This is a genomic window from Actinoplanes sandaracinus (assembly GCF_030009775.1).
Classification (GTDB): Bacteria; Actinomycetota; Actinomycetes; order Mycobacteriales; family Micromonosporaceae; genus Actinoplanes; species Actinoplanes sandaracinus.
Genome location: NZ_JASCTH010000011.1, coordinates 49169 through 70030, shown reverse-complemented (window position 1 = coordinate 70030; position 20862 = coordinate 49169). Strand labels below are relative to the sequence as shown.

General features: G+C 70.0%; 20 protein-coding genes and 2 riboswitches. Of the genes, 12 read left to right on the top strand and 8 right to left on the bottom strand.

Annotated features, from left to right (window positions below):
• Window positions 1-47 precede the first annotated feature (47 nt).
• Window positions 48-608: a hypothetical protein gene (locus tag QLQ12_RS18120; protein ID WP_282761353.1), complete on the top strand. Its 561-nt coding sequence runs from the start codon at window positions 48-50 to the stop codon at window positions 606-608.
• 90 nt (window positions 609-698) lie between these two features.
• Here the strand turns inward: QLQ12_RS18120 and thpR are convergent, their stop codons facing one another.
• From thpR to QLQ12_RS18100, 4 genes are all read right to left on the bottom strand, one after another.
• The gene (gene thpR, locus QLQ12_RS18115) at window positions 699-1181 is read right to left on the bottom strand and encodes an RNA 2',3'-cyclic phosphodiesterase (protein WP_282761535.1); all 483 of its coding nucleotides are present in this window, start codon (window positions 1179-1181) and stop codon (window positions 699-701) included.
• A gap of 5 nt (window positions 1182-1186) precedes the next feature.
• A complete protein-coding gene (sepH, locus tag QLQ12_RS18110; RefSeq protein WP_282761352.1) occupies window positions 1187-2245 on the bottom strand; it encodes a septation protein SepH in 1059 nt (352 codons plus the stop codon).
• A 229-nt stretch (window positions 2246-2474) separates the two neighbouring features.
• On the bottom strand, window positions 2475-3599 hold the full coding sequence (gene serC, locus QLQ12_RS18105; protein WP_282761350.1) for a phosphoserine transaminase: 1125 nt from the start codon (window positions 3597-3599) through the stop codon (window positions 2475-2477).
• Window positions 3596-4702 (bottom strand): citrate synthase 2, encoded by a 1107-nt coding sequence (locus tag QLQ12_RS18100; RefSeq protein WP_282761349.1) that lies wholly within the window; start codon window positions 4700-4702, stop codon window positions 3596-3598. The genes serC and QLQ12_RS18100 overlap by 4 nt, the downstream gene beginning before the upstream one ends.
• A gap of 239 nt (window positions 4703-4941) precedes the next feature.
• Between QLQ12_RS18100 and pdxH the strand changes: the two genes are divergently transcribed.
• From pdxH to QLQ12_RS18075, 5 genes are all read left to right on the top strand, one after another.
• The gene (gene pdxH / locus QLQ12_RS18095; protein ID WP_282761534.1) at window positions 4942-5607 is read left to right on the top strand and encodes a pyridoxamine 5'-phosphate oxidase; all 666 of its coding nucleotides are present in this window, start codon (window positions 4942-4944) and stop codon (window positions 5605-5607) included.
• Window positions 5608-5713: 106 nt separating this feature from the next.
• Window positions 5714-6643, top strand: coding sequence for an aldose 1-epimerase family protein (locus QLQ12_RS18090; protein ID WP_282761347.1), 930 nt, complete (start codon window positions 5714-5716; stop codon window positions 6641-6643).
• Complete coding sequence (locus QLQ12_RS18085) at window positions 6643-7260, top strand: nitroreductase family protein (RefSeq protein ID WP_282761345.1); 618 nt, start codon at window positions 6643-6645, stop codon at window positions 7258-7260. Before QLQ12_RS18090 ends, QLQ12_RS18085 begins: the two co-directional genes overlap by 1 nt.
• A 51-nt stretch (window positions 7261-7311) precedes the next feature.
• Window positions 7312-7608 (top strand): type II toxin-antitoxin system VapB family antitoxin, encoded by a 297-nt coding sequence (locus QLQ12_RS18080; RefSeq protein ID WP_282761343.1) that lies wholly within the window; start codon window positions 7312-7314, stop codon window positions 7606-7608.
• Window positions 7609-7660: 52 nt separating this feature from the next.
• On the top strand, window positions 7661-8404 hold the full coding sequence (locus QLQ12_RS18075; protein ID WP_282761342.1) for a DUF4230 domain-containing protein: 744 nt from the start codon (window positions 7661-7663) through the stop codon (window positions 8402-8404).
• A gap of 154 nt (window positions 8405-8558) precedes the next feature.
• Here the strand turns inward: QLQ12_RS18075 and QLQ12_RS18070 are convergent, their stop codons facing one another.
• On the bottom strand, window positions 8559-8756 hold the full coding sequence (locus QLQ12_RS18070; RefSeq protein ID WP_282761340.1) for a PspC domain-containing protein: 198 nt from the start codon (window positions 8754-8756) through the stop codon (window positions 8559-8561).
• A gap of 288 nt (window positions 8757-9044) precedes the next feature.
• Here QLQ12_RS18070 and QLQ12_RS18065 point away from each other — a divergent pair, with 288 nt between their 5' ends.
• From QLQ12_RS18065 to QLQ12_RS18045, 5 genes are all read left to right on the top strand, one after another.
• Window positions 9045-10904, top strand: coding sequence for a DUF5941 domain-containing protein (locus QLQ12_RS18065; protein ID WP_282761338.1), 1860 nt, complete (start codon window positions 9045-9047; stop codon window positions 10902-10904).
• Between the two features lie 419 nt (window positions 10905-11323).
• Window positions 11324-12616 carry an ABC transporter ATP-binding protein gene (locus QLQ12_RS18060; protein WP_282761336.1) on the top strand — a complete coding sequence of 431 codons (1293 nt, stop codon included), beginning with the start codon at window positions 11324-11326 and terminating at the stop codon, window positions 12614-12616.
• An 82-nt stretch (window positions 12617-12698) separates the two neighbouring features.
• Entirely contained in the window at window positions 12699-13181 is a 483-nt protein-coding gene (locus QLQ12_RS18055; protein WP_282761335.1) for an ATP-binding protein, read from the top strand.
• A gap of 91 nt (window positions 13182-13272) precedes the next feature.
• Window positions 13273-14013 (top strand): HAD family hydrolase, encoded by a 741-nt coding sequence (locus QLQ12_RS18050; protein ID WP_282761334.1) that lies wholly within the window; start codon window positions 13273-13275, stop codon window positions 14011-14013.
• 44 nt (window positions 14014-14057) lie between these two features.
• On the top strand, window positions 14058-16421 hold the full coding sequence (locus QLQ12_RS18045; protein WP_282761333.1) for a glycoside hydrolase family 65 protein: 2364 nt from the start codon (window positions 14058-14060) through the stop codon (window positions 16419-16421).
• 54 nt (window positions 16422-16475) lie between these two features.
• Here QLQ12_RS18045 and QLQ12_RS18040 read toward each other — a convergent pair whose 3' ends face one another.
• Entirely contained in the window at window positions 16476-17498 is a 1023-nt protein-coding gene (locus tag QLQ12_RS18040) for a coiled-coil domain-containing protein (RefSeq protein WP_282761332.1), read from the bottom strand.
• 6 nt (window positions 17499-17504) lie between these two features.
• Window positions 17505-17636: riboswitch (cyclic di-AMP (ydaO/yuaA leader) on the bottom strand.
• Between the two features lie 207 nt (window positions 17637-17843).
• Window positions 17844-17981, top strand: a riboswitch (cyclic di-AMP (ydaO/yuaA leader).
• Here QLQ12_RS18040 and QLQ12_RS18035 point away from each other — a divergent pair.
• Window positions 17980-19017 (top strand): coiled-coil domain-containing protein, encoded by a 1038-nt coding sequence (locus tag QLQ12_RS18035; protein ID WP_282761330.1) that lies wholly within the window; start codon window positions 17980-17982, stop codon window positions 19015-19017. It overlaps the preceding riboswitch by 2 nt.
• A 24-nt stretch (window positions 19018-19041) precedes the next feature.
• Here the strand turns inward: QLQ12_RS18035 and QLQ12_RS18030 are convergent, their stop codons facing one another.
• Together QLQ12_RS18030 and QLQ12_RS18025 are read right to left on the bottom strand one after the other, a co-directional pair.
• The gene (locus QLQ12_RS18030) at window positions 19042-19812 is read right to left on the bottom strand and encodes an ABC transporter ATP-binding protein (protein ID WP_282761329.1); all 771 of its coding nucleotides are present in this window, start codon (window positions 19810-19812) and stop codon (window positions 19042-19044) included.
• Window positions 19805-20701, bottom strand: a complete 897-nt coding sequence (locus tag QLQ12_RS18025; protein WP_282761328.1) for an ABC transporter permease — start codon at window positions 20699-20701, stop codon at window positions 19805-19807. Before QLQ12_RS18025 ends, QLQ12_RS18030 begins: the two co-directional genes overlap by 8 nt.
• Window positions 20702-20862 lie beyond the last annotated feature (161 nt).

Below are 20862 nucleotides of genomic sequence, written 5' to 3'. Positions count from 1 at the left end.
CCGAACGGGTATTCCGGCCCGGCCGTTCAGGGCCTAGCGTCGAACCCGTGGCGATCGCGCACATTGCTGTGCTGTCGGCGGCGCTCTCAGCGCTGCTGATCCTGCCGTGCGCCGCCACGATCATCCTCACCGGCGGCACCGCCGACCTGCGCCGCCTGCTGACCCGCCACGGCCGCAGCGAGCTGCGCGCACAGAACCATCACGAGCATGCCGGCGCCCGCCACCTGGCCCGCCGGCACCACCGCAGGGTCGACCGGGGGCCCCGAGGCCGCGACGACCGGGCCTACCGCCGCCTCGACCGGTCCCTGCGGGACCCGGCCTCCCGACTGGCGATCCTCCGGCCGCCGACCATCGAGCAGATCGCCTATGACCTGCGCCGTCTCGACCATCAGCGTCGCACCGGCCCGGCCGTGCACTCCGAGGTCTGTCTCGCCGCCGTGATGAAGGCCTACGACGCCCGGCTCCAACTGGCCTGCCGCTGCCTCGGCATCACCGAGTTCCTCGACGGGCTGGAAGGTGTCGAGCGCGACATCGAGCGGGTCCGTGTCGAGGGACTGCTGGAGGCGGCCGGACTGGTCCTGCGCCACGAGCCGGGCCCGGCCGTCTGACCCCGGTCGTCAGGCGACTCACCGCGGCGGCCGGTCACCGCACCCTTCCGTCCAGGCCGCACCGGCCCTCAGCGGGTCGGTGAAGCCGGGTCACCGGGACACCGGCCGGTCCCAGATCCGCAGGTAGTCGCCGCCCTCGCTGCGCACCAGGGAGAACTCGTCGACCGTCCAGGGCGGGCCGGCATAGCCGTCGAGGGCGGCCGCGATCCGACGGTCGTACCGATAGGAGATCGTCAGGTGTGGCCGGAACGGCCGCTCGTCGATCGGGAAGCCGGCCTCGACCAGGGCGAACCGCACGTCCTCCCGGAACGCGCCCAGCCGCTCCAGGTCGCCGCCGAGCCCGGCCCACACCACCGGCCCGAACCGCCCGCCGCCCGTCAGACGCAGATTGATCGGCCCGGGCGCCGGCACCCCGGTCAGGGCCCGCTCCACGAACCCGGTGTCCTCCTCCGGCACATCGCCGAGGAACGCGCACGTGACATGCCACTTCTCCGGCCGCCGGGCAGCGCCCGGCGGAAGGTGGCGACGCAGATGGTCGCGGGCCTCCTCAGACGGGAAGACCGCGACGAACAGTCGGCTCAGGAGGACTCGCGCGCCGCTGGGCCGCCGCCGAAGAGCACGTCGTCCCAGCTGGGGAGCCGCTTGCGGGGCTTGCTGCTCTCCTCGGACTCGTTGTTCGACACAGGGGGCTGGCCCACCGTGCGGCGCGGGCGCAACACCGCCAGAGACGGGACGGCCGGCACCTCCTTGGGCAGGTCGGCGTCGTCGTCGAAGGCGGACCCGGAACCACCGCCGAGCAGGGCAGCGGCCCCGCCGGCGACCGGACGGCGGGCCGGCGACTCCAGGCTGCGGCCGGACGAGCTCTCCAGCGGCCGGTCGAGCGAGGCCAGCAGGGCGTCACGGCTGGCCCGGATCGGGTCACGGTCGCGGACCGGCCGGGGACCGGAGTCGGCGCTGGGCAGGCCGTGACCACCGCGGCTCGGCTCGGCGGTGCGCGCGGGGCCGGGCAGGCCGTGACCACCACGCTCGGGGGCCGGCTCCTGGCCGAGGATCTGGGTGGGCCGCTCGGCGCACAGGTATTGCGCCATGTCGTCGTGCGGCGCGACCACCTGGCGACCCTTGTCGAGGTCCCAGACGGCCTGGGCGGTGGCCTTGCCGGACGGCCAGGTGGCGACGATCCGCCAGGTGCCGTCGTCTTTGCGGAACGCGTCCCAGGAGATCTTCTCGGTGTCGATGCCGTGCTGCGCGAGACGGCTGTCGACCACCTCGGCCAGCGGCTGACCCGAATCGGACGTCTTCAGCCGGGTGCGGCGGGCGTGCTGCGCCAGCATGGCGCGCTCCTGCAGCACCGGGCCGGCATAGCGGAGGACGCGGTCGACCGGGACACCGGCGACGCGGGCCACGTCTTCCGCGGACTCGCCACAGCGGATGCGGGCCTGGATGTCACGCGGAGACAGGGAGGGAGTCACATTTTCCGGCGAGAGCACCGCCACCGTCGTCCCGGGGGCGGCGGGCCCTTCGGTCAGCACGCCGGACACCCGGTCATCGATGGGAAGCGCTAGGAGGCGCCCGACCTCATCGGCGAGCACGAGAGCATGTCCGTCCTCGGAGAGGGCGACGAAGCGTACCGGCCGCATGCGTTGCCTCCGTCTCGTCGCGTTGGCCTGTGCTCCCCGAGAGTCATTCACGGGGGCGCGTTTCGGAACACGGTACGCGCCTAGGTCACCCTATGGGGGTAAGCCACGCCGTCAAACTGCTGACCAGCAGAGATGATCTTCATCTTCCCTGCCACATTCCCATTTCAGGGGTACGGGTACCCGCCCGTCAACCGCAATGAACCTTGTCACCGACCCCGCCGGGGTGAAATCAGAGGCGCTCCACCACATAGTCGATGCACTCGGTGAGAGCGGCCACATCGGACGGGTCGACCGTCGGATAGAGCGCGACCCGCAGTTGGTTGCGACCGAGTTTCCGGTACGGCTCGGTGTCGACCACATCGTTGGCCCGCAGCACCTTGGCGATGACCGCCGCGTCCACGCCCTCGGCGAAGTCGATGGTCGCGACCGCGGCCGAGCGCAGCGCCGGGTCGGTGACGAACGGTGTGGCCCACGGCGACCGGTCGGCCCACCCGTAGATCACGGCCGCGCTCTCCGCACTGCGCTTGACCGCCCAGGACAGGCCGCCCTGCGCGTTCATCCAGTCGACCTGCTCGGCGGCGAGGAAGACGGTGGCCAGCGCGGGCGTGTTGTAGGTCTGCTCCAGCCGGGACTGCTCGATCGCGGTGACCAGGTCGAGGAACTGCGGGATGTACCGGCCGGACGCCTTGATCTCGAAGGCCCGCTCGATCGCGGCGGGGGAGAACAGCGCCAGCCAGATCCCGCCGTCGGAGCCGAGAGCCTTCTGCGGGGCCAGGTAGTAGACGTCGGTCTCGCGGAGGTCCACGTCGAGGCTGCCACCGCCCGAGGTGGCGTCGGTGAGCAGCAGCGCGCCCGGGTCGGCGCCGGCGACGCGGCGGACTCCGACGGCCACACCGGTGGAGGTCTCGTTCTGCACGGTGGCGTAGACGTCGACGCCGGCCTCGGCCGTCAGGTAGGCCGCCTGGCCACCGGGGACACGGTGGACCGTCGGCTCGGCGAGGAACGGGGCGGCCGTCACCGCCTGCACGAACTTCGCGCCGAACTCGCCGAACTCGGCGAACTGGGCTTTCTCCCGGACCAGGCCGAAGGTGGCGACCTCCCAGAACGCGCTGGTCCCGCCGTTGGCCAGGATCACCTCGTAGCCATCCGGGATCGCGAAGAACTCGGCCAGGCCACGGCGCAGCCGGGCCACCTGATCCTTCACCGTCGCCTGCCGGTGGGACGTGCCCATGAAGGTGCGGGACACCGCGGACAGCGCCTCGACGCCTTCCGGCCGGACCTTGCTCGGGCCGGAGCCGAAGCGTCCGTCGACTGGTTTGATCGTGTCAGGGATCCGGATGTCAACCACGGTCACACATTATGCGCGAGCTGGTCCCAGCCCTCGACCTGCTGGGGTTTCCGCGGGTCCGCTCCCACATAGTGGAGGCCGGGGCGCAGGATCCGGCCCAGCCGTTTCTGCTCCAGGATGTGCGCGCTCCAGCCGGCCACCCGGGCGCAGGTGAACATCGACGTGAACATGTGCGCCGGCACCTCGGCGAAGTCGAGCACCACGGCGGCCCAGAACTCCACGTTCGTCCACAGCTCGTGGCCGGGCTTGCGCTCGTGCAGCTCGGTGAGCGCGGCCGCCTCGAGCGCGGCGGCCACCTCGTAGCGGGGGGCGCCGAGGTCCTTGGCGATCCGGCGCAGGACCCGGGCGCGCGGGTCCTCGGCGCGGTAGACCCGGTGACCGAATCCCATCAGGCGCTCGCCCCGGTCGAGCACGTCCTTCACGTAGGAGCCGGCGTCGCCGGCCCGCTCGACCGCCTCCAGCATGTGCAGAACCCGGGTCGGGGCGCCGCCGTGCAAGGGGCCGGAGAGCGCGCCGATCCCGGAGGAGATGCAGGCCGCCGCGTCGGCGCCGGTGGAGGCGACGATCCGGGCGGTGAAGGTGGAGGCGTTCAGCCCGTGCTCGCAGGCGGCGATGAAATACGCGTCGACGGCCTTGACGTGCCGCGGGTCGGGCTCGCCGCGCCACCGGCGCATGAACCGCTCCACGATGGTCTCGGCCTTGTCGATGTCCTTCTGCGGGACGGCCGGCAGGCCCAGGCCCCGTGCCGCCTGGGCGACGAAGGACAGCGCGGTCACCGACACCCGGGCCAGGTCCTTACGGGCCTGCTCGTCGGTGATGTCGAACAACTGTGACAGCCCCCAGTAGGGTGCCAGCATCGCGACCGCGGACTGCACGTCGACCCGGATGTCACCGGAGTGCACCGGCACCGGGAACGGCTCGGCCGGCGGCAGGCCGGGCCCGAACCTCCCGTCCACCAACAGGCCCCAGACGTTGCCGAAGGACACCTGGCCGATCAGGTCCTCGATGTCGACGCCGCGGTACCGCAGGGCGCCACCGTCCCGGTCGGGCTCGGCGATCTCGGTCTCGAACGCGATGACGCCCTCGAGCCCCGGCTTGAAGTCGGTCACGGCACTCCCTGGTGGAACCGAACTGCGGTGGGTGATTCATCTTGCCCGCCGGGTAACCGCACGGTCGACCCGTCGCGATTGTGCTCTGGATGACACCCATCCTGGTTCAACTAAAGTTTCGCAACGCGGGACTTACCGTCGTTTCACGTCCCGGGGTTACCCCAGTGGTGCCCGCCCAGGGGACCCGAACCGTAAGCGAAGGAGCTGGCGTGGTCACCGAACCGCCGTCACCCGCCGGGATGCGCCGGGACTACACCGAGTGGCCACCGCTGACAGAGAAGGCCCTGGCCAGGACGTGGACAGCCCAGTTCGCCGCCTGGTTCGCCGACGCGACGGCCGCCGGTCTTCCGGAGCCCAACGCGATGATCCTCGCCACCGCGGACACCGCCGCGCGGCCCTCGGCACGGACCGTCCTCCTCAAGGGGTACGACGAGGACGGTTTCGTCTTTTTCACGAACTATGAGTCACGCAAGGGCAGGGAGCTGGCCGGCAATCCGTACGCGAGCCTGGTCTTCCCCTGGTTTCCCGTGCAACGACAGGTGCTCGTGGCCGGCCCGGTGGAGCGGGTGTCGCGCGCCGAGACCGAGGAGTACTTCGCGTCCCGGCCGCTCGGCTCCCGGCTCGGCGCCTGGGCCAGCCCGCAGTCGACGGTGCTGCCCGGCCCGGAGGCGCTGGACGAGGCGCTGGCCGCGGTGGCCGAGCGGTTCGGAGACGGCCCGGTCCCGGCGCCGCCGCACTGGGGCGGGTTCCGGGTGCGTCCGGAGAGCGTGGAGTTCTGGCAGGGCCGCAGCAGCCGGCTGCACGACCGGCTGCGGTTCCGCCGCGCCGCCGGTGAAAGCGGCGGGGCCGCCGGTGAGCACCTCGCCGGCGCCGGTGAGTGGGTGGTCGAGAGGCTGGCGCCGTGAGCCGGAGGACCGGGGCGAGCCGGCCGTCCGGCGGGGCCTCCTCGCACCGGCGCTGATCCGCCACCAGCCCGAGCGGGCCGGGCCGGACGACCGATAGTGTCGAGGTATGAGCACAGAGGCAGCCGCGAGGTCCGGGGTCCAGTGGTCGATCGAGGCGGACGGCCATCGGGCTGTTCTGGCGGAGGTCGGCGGCACGCTCCGCGTGTATTCGGTGGACGGCGCCGACGTGCTGGACGGATTCGGGACCGACGAGATCGCGCCGGGATCGGCCGGTCAGATCCTCGCCCCGTGGCCCAACCGGATCCGTGACGGCCAGTACGAGTTCGAGGGCGAGTCGTACCAGCTGGCGCTCACCGAGCCGCCCAAGCGCACGGCCATCCACGGGCTGGTCAACTGGTCCCGGTGGCGGCTCGCCGAGCAGGCCGCCGACGCCGTGGTCCTGGAGTACGAACTGCCCGCCCAGGTGGGTTACCCGTGGTCGCTGCTGTTGCGGGCTCGCTGGTCGGTCTCCGCCGACGGCCTGCGCTGCGATCAGGAGGTGGTGAACACCTCCGGGTCGAACGCGCCGTGGGGCTACTCGGTCCACCCCTACCTGCGATTGCCCGGTGTCTCGGTGGAGGACACCGTGCTGCACGTGCCGGCGAAGTCCCGGATCCAGGCCGACGCCCGGCTGCTGCCGATCGGCGCCACCAAGGTCGCCGGGAGCGAGTTCGACTTCTCCGAGCCGCGCCGGATCGGCGACCTCGTGCTGGACACCACTTTCGGCGACATCGACTTCGACGCCGACGGGATCACCGCGGTCACCCTCGCCGACGCGGGCGCCGGCTCCAGGATCGTGGTCTGGGCCGACGAGAAGTTCCGGTACTGGCAGGTCTTCACCGCCGACACGCTGCACGGCGAGCGGTTCCGCCGGTCCATCGCGGTCGAGCCGATGACCTGCCCGGCTGACTCCTTCCGGACGGGCCGGGACCTGGTCGTCCTTGCGCCCGGGGAGACCTGGGCCGCGTCCTGGGGTGTCCGCGTACAGGTGGGCTGATGGAGTTCGACGAGGTCGTCCGCCGCCGGCGGATGGTGCGTGGTTACGACCCGGATCGCCCGGTTCCGCCCGAGCTGATCGACAAGATCGTCCGGCACGGCCTGCGGGCTCCGTCGGCCGGCTTCTCCCAGGGCTGGAGCTTCCTCGTGCTCACCGAGCGCGAGGACCGGGACCGGTACTGGGCGAGCACCGCGGACGGCGACGGCCGCCCCGGCGACTGGCTGGCCCGGATGCGGACCGCCCCGCTGATCATCGTGGCCTGCTCCAACAAGTCGGTCTATCTGGACCGTTACGCTCAGCCCGACAAGGGTTGGCAGGACCGGGCCGAGGAGCGCTGGCCGGCCCCTTACTGGGACATCGACACCGGTTTCGCCACCCTGCTCATGCACCTCACCGCGGTCAACGAGGACCTCGGCTCCTGCTTCATCGGTCTGCCCGCGGCCCGGGTCGGCGCCTTCAAGGAGGCGTTCGGGGTGCCGGCGGAGTTCAACCCGATCGGGGCGCTCACGGTCGGCTACCGGGGCTCCGACAAGAGGTCACCATCACTCCGCCGCGGCCACCGTCCGGTGGCGGACGTGGTGCATCATGGCCGGTGGGCTTCGGCGGGCGAGGTCTGACCGGCTCGGCGGTTACGCTGGCATACGGTTCTCACGGAAAGGGCAACCGCCGTGATCTTCAAAGCGGTCCGGGACGGAGCCCCGTACCCCGATCATCAGACCACGCTCAAGGAATGGGCCGAGATTCCGCCGCGCCCGATCCGGCTGGCGGAACTGATCACCACGAAACGTGAGCTCGCGCTGGACAAGCTGCTCGCCGAGGACTCCACCTTCTACGGCGATCTGTTCCCGCACGTCGTGGAATACCGCGGTGCGCTCTATCTGGAGGACGGGTTGCACCGGGCCCTGCGCGCGGCCCTGCAGCAGCGCAACCAGATCCACGCCCGGGTCCTGATCCTCGAGGGCTGAGCCGGGCCTCTCCGGTCGCGGAATGTCGCACCTTCTCCGTACCGTCTAGAGCATGGCCGACTCGCCCACGCCCGACCACCCGACTAGCGAATACCCGGCCGTTCCCGAGCGGCCCGACACCCCGGACCCCGTTCCCGAGCCCGAGGTCAAGCCGAGCGGGTTCGCCCGGCTGCTGATCTTCGTCGGTGTCGTCTTCGCGCTTCTGGTCCTCTCCTGCTTCGGGCTGCGCGCGATCAACGTGCTGCCCACCTTCGAGAACCCGTTCGCCGACGAGACCACCGACCGCAGCCAGCCGGTGCTTCTCCAGTCCATGCGCGACCTGCACCGCTATGTGGCGGCCGACGGCACCTTCCAGGTGATCGTCGATCTCCAGGAGAACAAGGACAACATCCCCGACTTCCTGGTCAACCAGCGCACGCTGTTCGTCGGCTCCGGCACGGTCGAGACCTACGTGGACTTCAGCGGTCTCAGCGGTGACGCGCTCAAGATCGACCAGGAGAAGAAGACGATCGAACTGACGCTGCCCGCGCCGGAGCAGTCCACCGCGGCGCTCGACATGCAGCGCAGTTATGTCGTGGCCGAGGAGCGCGGTCTCTTCAACCGGATCGGCGATGCCTTCCGCGAGGACCCGGGCAAGCAGCAGCGGGTTTACCAGCTCGCTCAGGAGCGGATCACCGAGGCGGCCCGGGCGAGCGGGCTCGACCAGCGCGCGCGGGACAACACTCAGCGGATGCTGGAGAGCCTTTTCGGCCGCCTGGGTTACACAACGGTCACCGTCACGTTCGCCAACCCCTGACGATGCCTCATCGGGCCGGGCCGGCCGCTCCCCGGGCGTCGTTGCCGGGGGAGCAGCCGGGCCGGTCGGTCCCGGGCGTCCCGCCACGGGGGAGGAACGGGAGACCCGGGGGTCGGTGAGTGACTCGATCGGCGGAGTCACTCGATCGGCGGAGTCACTCGCTGGGCATCAGGGCCCAGAGGGCCAGGTAGATCAGGATCTGCGGGCCGGGGAGCAGGCAGGAGACTACGAAGAGGATCCGCACCAGGCCGGGGCGCATCCCGAAACGCTGAGCGAGGCCGGCGCAGACACCGGCGATCCGGCGGTTGTGCCGGGGGCGGGAGAACGAGCGGGTCCTGAGGGGGCTGGTCACTTCATCCACTCCTTCGGTGGCCTCGGCTTTCTGCCTCGGCCACTTCGACGGTAGGTACGGGAGCCGGTGCTTCCCTCGTTCCGGAGATGGATGCCGTGGGTGCGGCTCCCGTAAGGGTCTCCCGTACCCCCGCGACGCCCGCTGTTAACCTGAAGCCGTTTCGGGCCTGGTCAGGGGCATCAGGGTCGCCACCGCGGACCTGGGATCGTTACAGAGACCGGGGCGCCGTCACGGGTCGGTCGTCGTGAGAGCCTTCGTGGCTATGAGGAGGCAAGCGGTGGTGCACGGGTGACCCTGGCCGTTCTGACCGCCCGGACCGGCCGAGCCATACCGGACGGCGACGCCGATCGGCTCGCCGGGGAACTCACCGGGGCACTCCGGGCCGCCGGGATCTCGGCGATCGACCGCCTCGCGCCGGGCGCCGACGAGGTGGCCCACCTGCGTGAGCTGGCCCGGCTGGCCCGCGACGCCGACGAGTCGCTGCTGATCTGCGCGGACAACCTGGTCGCCCACCCCAGCCTGCTCTGGACACTGGCCACCGAGCCGGCCGGCCGCAGCACCGTGCTGGTCGTCCCCGATCCGGCCGGTGACCTCAAGGAGGACCGGGGCCGGGTGATCGCCACCACGCCCGGCAGCGGGACGGTGCGCTACCTCGGCGCCATGTGTGTCGCCCCGGCCGACCTGCCGCTGCTGCAGAAGGCCGCCGACCATCCCGACGTCCTGGCCGAGATGCTCGCCGACGGATTCGTCCCCGTCGCCACCCGGGTCCGGCTGCTGCACGCCGAGCAGGTGGACAGCCCTGAGCGGCTGGCCGCCGCACGGGACGCGGTCGCCGCGGTGGACGAGGACGCGGCGCGGCTGCGGCTCGCCGTCAAGGAACAGGACGACTTCTTCACGACGTACGCGGTGAGCACCTGGTCGCCGCTGGTCACCAGGGCCGCGGCCCGGCTGCGCCTGAGCCCGACCGCGGTCACCGGGCTGTCGGTGCTGTTCGCGGTCGGTGCCGCGCTGTTGTTCTGGCAGGCGTCGAGGCTGTCGATGGTCCTCGGCGGGGTGCTGCTCTACCTCGGGTTCGTGCTCGACTGCGTGGACGGCCAACTGGCCCGGTACACCCGGAACTTCGACGCGTTCGGCGGCTGGCTCGACACCATGGCCGACCGGGCCAAGGAGTACACGGTCTACGCCGGCCTGGCGGCGGGCGCGGACCGGCTCGGTCTGCCCTATGCGTGGCCGCTGGCGATCACGGCGATCCTCTTGCAGACCGCCCGCCACATGACCGACACCTGGTACGGCGCGCTGCACGACGAGGCCGCCGCCCGCCCGGCCCCGGCCGCGGCGGGGGGAGTCGGCGCCCGGCTCACCGCGGCGTCGGTGAAGGCACAGAGCCAGCGGGGCTCGCTGATCTACTGGGCCAAGCGGATCGTGGTCTTCCCGATCGGTGAGCGCTGGGCGTTGATCTCGGTGCTGGCCGCAGTCACGAACGGCCGGGTCGCCCTTGCCGCGGTGGTCGGCTTCGGGCTGCTCGCGGCGGCCTACACACTGGCGTTGCGCTCGTTGCGGGCGCTGTCGATGCGGGTCGGCGTGCTGAACACGGTCGACACCGGGCGGCATCGCGACGACGGCCCGCTGGTGCGGGCGGTGCTGAGCCGGGTGGGCGCCGGGCGGCCGCTGCCGCTGGCCGCGGTCTTCACGGCGTACGCGCTGGTCACGGTCGCCGTGTTCGCCACCGGTGACCCGTCGCGCTATCCGTGGTTGCTCGCCCTGGTGGCCGTTCCGGTGCTGCTCGCCGGGTTCCCCGGGCGGACCCGGCACGGCCGTGCCCTGGACTGGCTGGTTCCGGCCGCCCTGCGCGCCGCCGAATACTTGATCGTGGCCGCGGTCGGGCTCTACGGCGAGGTGCCGCCGCCGCTCGTCTTCCTGTTGCTGTTCACGCTCACACTGCGGCACTACGACCTGACCGCCCGGATGGAGAAGGGCGCTCCGGCGACCAGGGCGGGCGGCGCGATCCTGGGCTGGGACGGCCGGGTGCTGTTGCTGGCGCTGGCCGCCCTGCTCGGCTATGCGACGGCCGGCACGGTGGCGCTCGCCGCGGTGGTGGCCGGGGCGTTCCTGGTCACCGCCGTGAGCGACTGGCGCGCCTCGCACTGAGATCCCGGCCGGCGGTCCGCGCTGCCTCAGGGGTGCTGAGACGGCTCTGACGGCTGGCCGGGGTCTCCCTGGGCCTTGGTCCGGCCGGGTCCGCTCCGATGGCTGTCTCGGCGGGCTCACGCGGCACCGGGAGCGGGCTCGGTGAGCACGAGAACAGCCCGGCGGTCGCGTGCCGGCCGGGAACCGGAGTCGTCGCGGTGCGAGTCCCCTGCGGGGTTGGCGGCGCGTGGCCGTACGGCATCGGGGGTGTGCACGTGCACACGGATGACCTCGGGTGTTCAGGTTTCTGTAATCGAATGATCACTATGGGCAAATGGCACTTTCGCCCGATGGTGAAGCATCGAAGGCACTCGCAGAGTTAGTGCCCGATCGCCGACCGTCGTGGGCTCGGGATCGCCCTCGATCGCGGGAGGTTGACGGTGTCCACCGTCGCGCTCAAAGACGTCACCAAGATCTGGCCGGACGGCACCTATGCCGTAGACAACGTCAGCCTGGAGGTGCAGGACGGCGAGTTCATGGTTCTGCTCGGGCCGTCGGGCTGCGGTAAGTCCACCGTGCTGCGGATGATCGCCGGGCTGGAGGACCCCACCCGGGGGGACATCCTGCTCAATGGCGAGCCCGTGCTGGAACTGCCGCCACGGGATCGCAGCATCGCCATGGTGTTTCAGGACTTTGCGCTCTATCCGCACATGACCGTGTCGGAGAACATCGGCTTCCCACTCAAGCTGTCGGGGATCGAGCAGTCGCCCCGGCAGGACCGGGTGGACGCGATCGCCGGTGCGCTCGGGATCGGTGAGGTGCTGGGCCGGCGGCCCAGCCAGCTCTCCGGTGGGCAGCGGCAGCGGGTGGCGATGGGCCGCGCCATGGTGCGGCGGCCCGGCATTTTCCTGATGGACGAGCCACTGTCCAACCTCGACAGCGGGCTGCGCGCGGAACTGCGGGCCGAGATCACCAGCATGACCCGGGAACTGGGCGTGACGACGATGTACGTCACGCACGACCAGGCCGAGGCGCTGACCATGGCCGACCGGGTCGCGATCATGCGCAAGGGCGTGCTTCAGGATCTCGGCACCCCGACCGAGGTCTACCGCCGCCCGGCGACCCTCTACACGGCGGCCTTCCTCGGCTCGCCGAAGATGAACCTGCTCGAGGCCGCGGTCTACGTGCACCTGGACCGCTACATCGCGCTGAACTTCGGTGAGCAGACCCTCTACCTGCCGTGGAACGATCCGCGGGCACGGGCGGTGGCCCGATACCACGGTGAGCGGATCGTGGTCGGCATCCGGGCCGAGGCGCTCACCCCGGTCACCCCGGACACGCAGGGCCACGTCTTCCAGGGGCGGATCCGCTACCTGGAGCACCATGGGCACGAGTCGCTGGCATACCTGGACGTCGGCGCCACCGCGATCGTGGTCGACGAGATCGGGGCCGCGGTGACCGACTCCCGCGGCAGTGGCGGGGCGTTCAAACGGTTGGGCGGTGCGCTGCAACGGCTGAAGCGTCCCGGCATGTCCGAGGAGTTGGCCCCCGAGGGCCGCGGGGCGGTGCTGACTGATGCCGGCCGGCACAGTCGTAAACCGGCTGAGCTGGCGGTCCGGCTGGCGCCGTACCCGCAGGTCACGTCCGGTCATCCGCTGGCTGTCTCGGTGCGGATGGACGCCGTGCACTTCTTCGACCAGCGGGGTGACCGCATCGATGTGGGCTGGCGCTGACAGCGCGATCGGCGGCACTTCCGGGCGCGTTCTGCGGATGCCTCCTGCCACCGGACGGCCACAGCGCGTAGGCTGCACGACGGTGGAGGACAGGATCGGCCAGAGCGTGCGTTCGGCTCTCGACGGGGAGCCGAGGACCCATGCCGCCCCGCCCCGGGAGTGGCCGGTGCTGCTGGACCGCGCGTTCGGGCAGGACGACATCACCGTTCTTCGTCACGAGATCACCCGGCTGCTCGGCGCGACCGGTCTCGTCGGCGACAGGCAGGACGGCTTCGTGCTCGCCGTCAACGAGGTGATCACCAACGTGGTGCTGCACGCCGGCGGCAACGGCCGGGTCGTGCTGAAGATCGAGGACGGATCGGTGTGGTGCGTGGTGACCGACTCCGGTCCCGGCATCCCGGGCGCCTATCTGGACGGCCTGCACACCCCCGAGGCGTTCGAGGTCGGCGGGCGCGGCCTGTGGCTGGCGCACCAGTTGTGCGATGAGGTGACGACGGCGACCGGACCGATCGGCACCTCGATCGGAATGCGGATCAGCCTGGAGGCCGTGCCGGGTTCCCGGTGAATCGGCAGGTTGAACGACTTGTAAACCATCGTGGAAATGTGAAGGTGCCCTTCGGCTCTCGCCCGCGAGCGGCTCCGGCTACATTGGGCGCGTGCTCGGACTTCCTTCACAGGTGACCGCTTGCCTCTTCGATCTTGACGGGGTGCTGACGCAGACCGCGCTCGTGCACAATGCCGCGTGGAAACAAACGTTCGACTCGTTTCTGACAGCGTGGTCCGCGCGGCATGGTCTAGCGTTTGTGCCATTCGATTCAGGCTCCGACTATCACCGGTATGTCGACGGCCGCCAGCGTGCTGACGGGGTCCGGACCTTCCTGGCCTCGCGCGGCATCGTCCTTCCGGAGGGCGGACCCGATGACACCCCTGATCGGGAGACCGTCAACGGCATCGGCAATCGCAAGAACGTCCTCGTGCTACAGAAGATCAAGGAAGGCGCCGTCCAGGTCTATCCCGGATCGGTGGAGTACCTGAAAGCCGCCAAAGCCGCCGGCTTGCGCCGCGTGGTCGTGTCGGCGAGCGCCAACTGCAAGGACGTCCTGGAGGCGGCCGGAATCGCCGATCTCCTGGAAGCCCGGGTGGACGGTGTCGTCGCGCGTGAACTGGGCCTGCCCGGCAAGCCCGCGCCGGACACCTTCCTGTACGGTGCCGAGCTGCTCGGCCTCGACCCGGCGAACTGTGCCGTCTACGAGGACGCGCAGGCGGGCGTGGCCGCCGGACGTGCCGGCGGGTTCGGCATCGTGATCGGTGTGGACCGGGTGGGCCAGGCTGAGGCGCTGCGCGAACACGGCGCCGACGTCGTGGTGACCGACCTGTCCGAACTCCTCCCTCGCTAGAGACTTCACGACCTCCTCAGAAATCGGTTACGAGAGGCACGACCGTGATCCGTGAACGGGCCTACCCCGTCGACCCTTGGCACATCCGGGAGACCCGGCTGGATCTGGACCTGCTGGCCCAGTCCGAGTCGGTGTTCGCCCTCTCCAACGGCCACATCGGGATACGCGGAAACCTGGACGAGGGTGAACCGCACGGTCTGCCCGGCAGCTACCTGAACTCCTTCTACGAGTTGCGGCCGCTGCCCCACGCCGAGGGCGGGTACGGCTTCCCCGAGTCCGGCCAGACCATGGTCAACATCACCAACGCCAAACTCATGCGCCTGCTCGTCGACGACGAGCCGTTCGACGTGCGGTACGGCGAGCTGTTGTCCCACGAACGGTGCCTGGACATGCGGGCCGGCACGCTGGAACGGGTCGTCGAGTGGGTGTCCCCGTCCGGCAAGGGCGTCCGGGTGCGCACCGTGCGGCTGGTCTCCTTCACTCAGCGCGCGGTCGTCGCGTTCCTCTACGAGGTCGAGCCGCTGCACGAGTCCACCCGGCTGATCCTGCAGTCCGAGCTGGTCGCCAACGAGCAACTGCCGCCGATGAGCAAGGACCCGCGGGTCGCCGCCGTCCTGGACCGGCCGTTGCAGGCCGAGGAGATGCTGGAGCAGCCCACCGGCGGCATCCTGGTGCACCGGACCAAGGCCAGCGACCTGCGGATGGCCGCGGCCATGGAGCACCTCGTCGAGACGCCGGGTCGGCACGCCATCACCACCGAGGGCCACCCGGACTGGCTGCGCACCACGGTCGCCTGCCGGCTGGAGCCGGGACAGAAGCTGCGGGTGGTCAAGCTGGCCGCCTACGGCTGGTCCAGCATGCGCTCGCTGCCCGCGCTGCGTGACCAGGTCGGCGCCGCTCTGGCCAGTGCCCGCCTGGACGGCTGGGACGGTCTGGTCCAGCAGCAGAGCGACTACCTGGACGCGTTCTGGGACCATTCCGACGTCAAGGTCGAGGGCGACCCGGAGGTGCAGCAGGCCGTCCGGTTCGGGCTCTTCCACACCCTCCAGGCCGGCGCTCGGGCGGAGAAGCGCCCGATCGGCTCCAAGGGCCTCACCGGGCCGGGGTACGACGGCCACACGTTCTGGGACGCCGAGACGTTCGTGCTGCCCGCTCTGACGTACACCCAGCCCTCCGCGGCGGCCGACGTGCTGCGCTGGCGGCACTCGACGCTGGACCTCGCCCGGGAGCGGGCCCAGACGCTCGGCCTGCAGGGCGCGGCGTTCCCGTGGCGGACCATCCGCGGCCAGGAGTGTTCCGGGTACTGGCCGGCGGGCACGGCCGGGTTCCACATCGCCGCCGACATCGCCGACGCGGTCCGCCGTTACGTGCAGGCCACCGGCGACTACGACTTCGAGCGTGAGGTCGGGCTGGAGTTGCTGGTCGAGACCGCCCGGCTGTGGCGGTCGCTGGGCCACCACGACCGGCACGGGCGGTTCCACATCGACGGCGTCACCGGGCCGGACGAGTACACCGCCGTGGTGAACGACAACATCTACACCAACCTGATGGCCCAGCAGAACCTGATGACCGCGGTCGAGGCCTGCAAGCGGCACCCGGACCTGGCCCGCGGGCTCGGGGTGGACGACGAGGAGACGGCGTCCTGGCGGGACGCGGCGGCGGCCGTGCACATCCCGTACGACAAGGAACTCGGTGTCCACCAGCAGTGCGAGGGCTTCACCCGGCTCCAGGAGTGGGACTTCGAGAACACCCCGCCGGAGGGGTACCCGCTGCTGCTCAACTTCCCGTACTTCGACCTGTACCGCAAACAGGTGGTCAAGCAGGCCGACCTGGTGATGGCGATGTACATCCGCGGCGACGCGTTCACGCCGGAGGAGAAGGCGCGAAACTTCGCCTACTACGACGCGCGGACCGTCCGGGACTCCTCGCTGTCGGCCTGCATCCAGGCCGTCATGGCGGCCGAGACCGGCCACCTGGAACTGGCCCACGACTATCTGGGCGAGGCCGCTCTGATGGACCTGCACGACCTGCACCGCAACGCGCGGGACGGCGTGCACGTGGCATCGTTGGCCGGTTCCTGGATCGCGCTGGTCGCCGGCCTGGGCGGGATGCGTGACTTCAACGGTCAGCTCTCGTTCGCCCCGCGGCTGCCCACCCGCATCAACAACCTGGAATTCTCGCTGCTCTGGCGCGGCCTGCGGCTGCGGGTCAACGTGACCTCCGACGAGGTGACGTACTCGCTGCGCAACGGCGGCGGCCAGGCCCGGCTCACCCTGCTGCACCACGGCAAGGAGCTCGAGGTGACGCAGGTGCGCCCGGTGACCATGCCGATCCCGTCGGCGGCGCCGGCCGGCCCGGCTCCGGCCCAGCCCTACGGGCGGGCGCCGGTGCGGCGCGCGGTGCACTGACCAGCGCGTGAAAACGGCCCCCGCCCTGATGGGCGGGGGCCGTTTTCACGAGGTCTAGAGCATCGAGACGTGCACGTGGTCAGTGTGGGCGCTGACCCCGTGGTATTCCTTCCAGCCCGAGGCCGGGAACCAGATCTGCTTGTTCCAGATCACGTAGTAGATGCCCAGTTCTTCACCGTTGCGGACGAGGAACGCCATCAAGTCGTTGCCGTACTTGAATTCCTTGTCGGTGTCGTAGTCCGAGAAGCCGGTCTTCTGCAGGGACCAGTCACAGGCACGGCCCTTGGGGTGTTCGTAGGGCCCGCCGGTGCGGTGGCAGCCCACGAAGTTGTCGAAGCCGGCTTTCTTGACTTCCTTGTACATGTGAAGCGTGCGCTTCGTCACACAGCCGCCGGTGGTCGGGTCCTTCTCGCTGCAGCCCTCCGGCGAGAATCCGCCGCTGGAGTTGCGCGGCGCCGGGGCGGCTTTCGGAGAGTCGGCCACCACGAAGCCCTTGGTGACGCCCTTGCCGCCGACCAGAGTCAGCGCCTTCTCGGCCGACTCCTTCTGCTTCTTCATCACGTCGGCGTCCAGCTGCTGCTGCTTGACCTCGGCGTCGAGCCGGACCTTGCTCTCGCTGACCGTCCGGAGCGCCTCGTTGAGCTCGCGCAGCTTGCCGTCGTGCAGCCGGTTGATCTCGTCTAGAGAGACTGCCTTGTCCAGGAAGTTGCCGGAGTCGGACGAGTTGAGCAGATAACCGGCGGCGCTCAGGTTGCCGGTCATGTACTGCTGCTTGGCGATCTCGGCGACCTCGGGAATCAGGACGTCCCGCCGGGCTTCGGCCTCTTTGATCCGGACGGCGAGCTGCGCCTGGTTCTGGGTCGACTTCGTCACGGCGGCCTTGGCGGCGACGTAGCGACGGTTTGTGGACTCGATCACGTCGGAGAGAAGTGCGTCCTTGTCCTGTTCCGCCTCCTGGGCGGTGGACGAGGAGCCGCCGGGCTCGGCCGAGGCCGGAGCAGCGGGCGCCACGAACATCAGGGCGGCCACCAGCGGTGCCAGGGCAAGTATCAGCCGCCGGCGGGGTCCTACTGTCATCAACGGTTCCTTCCGTGTCACCGCCGACCGAGTTAGCTGACGGGTTCGGGACGGAAGCGATCCCTACCGCAAACTGCGGATTCACCCCAGTGACCTGGTTCCCCGGTTCGCCTCTCGACGATTGGGCGGCGGCCTGCCGGCAACTCGGGGGCGGTGCCGTCCTGGCAGGACCGGCGGTCAGCTTACCCGAGATATCGCTCTGGATCAGACCCGAGTAACCGCGAAAAGTGTTACCGGTCAACGACTTTCCGTAATTGCTGTCACTGCCCGTGTCGAGACAAATGCGCCGCGTACGAGAACTGTCGATCCGTTGATGGAGTGGGTATGGTCGTTGCGGCTCCCGTACGGGAACCGCCGCCTAATCGCCGTCAATGGCGAGCCGGGGATCCACATTTCCTCCGGGGTGAATCCGCGCCTAGCGGTAGGGATTTCCTTCGTCCCGAACCCGTCAGCTAACCCGGCCGGCGGCCGACGGAAGGAAATGCCTGTGCAGCAGAACACTGCGCGGCGATTAGCGGCGTTGATGGCGCTGCTCGTCACCGCGTGCGGACTGGCCGTCGCTCCGACGCCGGCTACCGCGGCCCCCCGGCTGCTCGCCGCTCCCGGCGACTCCGGTGACGATGGCGAAGGTGGAACCAAGTCACTGGTCGAACAACTCGAGAAGGCCTCCAAAGGGTTCGTCGAGGCCAAGGCCAAACTGAAGACCTCCAAGGAGCAGCAGGCCAAGCTGACCCAGGAACTCAAGGTCCTGGACGAGTCCCTCGGCCCGCAGCAGCAGACGCTCGACATGTTGGCGGCCCAGGCGTACACCGCGGGCCGGGCCGGGCCGATGGCCGCGCTGATCGGCTCCACCTCGGCCGACGGCTTCCTGGACCGGGCCGAGACCCTGGCCGTCGTCGCGGCCGACCAGAACCAGGCGATCGAGGACCTCAAGGCCACCCGGGAGTCGCAGCAGAAGGCCAAGGACGCCCTCGACATCGCCATCAAGGACCAGCAGAACCAGGTCACCGTGATGGCGAAACAGAAGTCGAACGCCGAGGCCGCGCTGAAAGCCGCGAACCAGGGCTCCGACGCCTCCTCGGACTCCGACGGGGGCAACAGCGCCGACGCGGACCCGGCTCCGAGTTCCGGCTCGGGGTGTACCGAGAAGGATCCGACCGGCACCGGCGGTTGCCTCACCCCGCGCACACTGCACGCGCTGAAGCAGGCGCAGTCGGCCGGGTTCACCCGGTTCACCAAGTGCTGGCGGACGCAGAACAGTGGCGAGCACCCCAAGGGGCGCGCCTGCGACTTCGCCGCGCAGAAGGGCGGCTTCGAGGGAGACGCGACCGGGGGCGACAAGACCTACGGCGACAACCTGGCGAACTACTTCATCAACAACGCCGACGATCTCCACGTGCTCTACGTGATCTGGTACCGCCGGATCTGGCTACCGAGCAGTGGCTGGAAGTCGTACAGCGGAGCGGGTGGCGACCCGTCCAGTGACCACACCAACCACGTGCACCTGTCGGTCAACTAGAACCACATCGGGGGAGTACGGGGCCTACCTGCGGGAGAAGGCGTCGTACTCCTTCATCACGTCGGCGGTCGGGCCGTCGGCCCGCAACTCGCCGGCCTCCAGCCAGAGGCAGCGCTGGCAGGTGTCGCGGATCGACTGCTCGCTGTGGCTGACCAGGAACACCGTGCCGGCCTCGGCCCGCAGCTCGCGGACCCGCGCCTCGCTGCGCTTGCGGAACTTGGCGTCACCGGTGGCGAGGGCCTCGTCGATCAGGAGCACGTCGTGCTTCTTCGCGGCGGCGATGGAGAACCGCAGCCGGGCGGACATGCCGGAGGAGTACGTCCGCATCGGCAGGGACGAGAAGTCGCCCTTGTCGTTGATGCCGGAGAACGCGATGATGTCGTCCCGTTTGGCCCGCACCTCGGCCGGTGACATGCCCATCGCCAGGCAGCCCAGCTCGACGTTGCGGTCGCCGGGCAGTTCGTTCATCAGCGCCGCGTTGACGCCCAGCAGCGAGGGCTGGCCGGCGGCGTAGATCGCGCCCTGGGTCACCGGCAGCAGCCCGGCGATCGCGCGCAGCAGGGTCGACTTGCCGGAGCCGTTGGTGCCGATCAGGCCGATGGCCTCGCCCTTGTAGGCGACGAAGCTGACGCCCTTGACCGCGTGCACCTCGCGCACGTTGCCGCCCTTGGAGCGGGTCGCGAGCCGCTTGAAGCTGGCCAGCGGGCTGCCGGCGGCCGCACCGGCCTGGTGGATGCGGTAGGTGATGTGAGCATCGTCCGCGATGACGGTCGGGACCCGTTCGTTGTCAGCCACGGCCGTAACCCTTCTCTCCGCGCCAGAAGTAGACGAAACCACCGATGCCGACGACGAGGGTCCAGACGGTCGCCTCGATCCAGAGAACGGTGAGGTTGTTGGCGGCCGGGGCGCCCTCGATCAGCGCGTGGCGCATCAACTCGATGAACACCAGCATCGGGTTGGCCTCGACCACCTGGAGCTGCCACCCGCCCAGGACCGACTCGAACTTGGTCACCGGGTAGAGCACGGCGGACCCGTACATCCAGAAGCGCATGACGAACGGGACCAGTTGCCGGACGTCGCGCAGCGCGGAGCTGTAGCGGGCGATGGCCATGCTGAGGCCGACGTTGAAGATCGACTGCAGGAGCAGCGCCGGCGGCACCATCAGCCACTCGGCGGTGAGCGGCTCGCGGGTGACCAGCACGATGCCCATCAGAACGACCAGCGCCACGACGAAGTTCCGGATCTCGACCAGGACCGCCGAGAGCGGCAGGCTGGCGCGAGGGAAGTTCAGCGCGCGGATCAGGCCCAGGTTGCCGACGATCGAGTTGCTGCCGGTCTGGACCGATGACTGGGTGAACTGGAAGACGAAGACACCGACGCAGAGGTACGCGATGAAGTTCGGGACGTCGTTGTGGCCGCCCAGGATGACACCGAAGATCACGTAGTAGAGCGCCGCGTTGATCATCGGGGTGAGCACCTGCCACACCGCGCCGAGCTTGGTGTTGCCCAACGCCGAGGTCATCTTCGCCGTCGCGTGCGCCCGGATGAAGTACCGGTACGCCCACAGCTCCCGGGTGTACTCCGGGAGGCTGGGAAGCCGCCCTGAAGCGCTCAGGCCGTGCTTCCGGGCCTGCTCCTTGAGGGAGAGCTCGGTGCCGGCAGTGGCGACCGCCGTCTCTGGCATGGGGTCGTGCTCCGATCTAGTCGGCCCGTAGGAGTTGGCGGGGTCCGATGCCTGGTGCGAGGACACAGCAAGCAGCATGACAGGCCCGCGCCGCAATCGATGAAACGGGTTCGTATCGACGTGGCTGTGACGGTAGCTGACCAAACGGCGGAACGCAACCG

Bases quoted from the DNA above. Each gene is read 5' to 3' on its own strand.
- QLQ12_RS18025 (WP_282761328.1), bottom strand. From the start codon at position 20,701: ATGCCAGAGACGGCGGTCGCCACTGCCGGCACCGAGCTCTCCCTCAAG.
- QLQ12_RS18090 (WP_282761347.1), top strand. From the start codon at position 5,714: ATGAGCACAGAGGCAGCCGCGAGGTCCGGGGTCCAGTGGTCGATCGAG.
- QLQ12_RS18040 (WP_282761332.1), bottom strand. From the start codon at position 17,498: ATGACAGTAGGACCCCGCCGGCGGCTGATACTTGCCCTGGCACCGCTG.
- QLQ12_RS18085 (WP_282761345.1), top strand. From the start codon at position 6,643: ATGGAGTTCGACGAGGTCGTCCGCCGCCGGCGGATGGTGCGTGGTTAC.
- QLQ12_RS18035 (WP_282761330.1), top strand. From the start codon at position 17,980: ATGCCTGTGCAGCAGAACACTGCGCGGCGATTAGCGGCGTTGATGGCG.
- QLQ12_RS18075 (WP_282761342.1), top strand. From the start codon at position 7,661: ATGGCCGACTCGCCCACGCCCGACCACCCGACTAGCGAATACCCGGCC.
- pdxH (WP_282761534.1), top strand. From the start codon at position 4,942: ATGCGCCGGGACTACACCGAGTGGCCACCGCTGACAGAGAAGGCCCTG.
- sepH (WP_282761352.1), bottom strand. From the start codon at position 2,245: ATGCGGCCGGTACGCTTCGTCGCCCTCTCCGAGGACGGACATGCTCTC.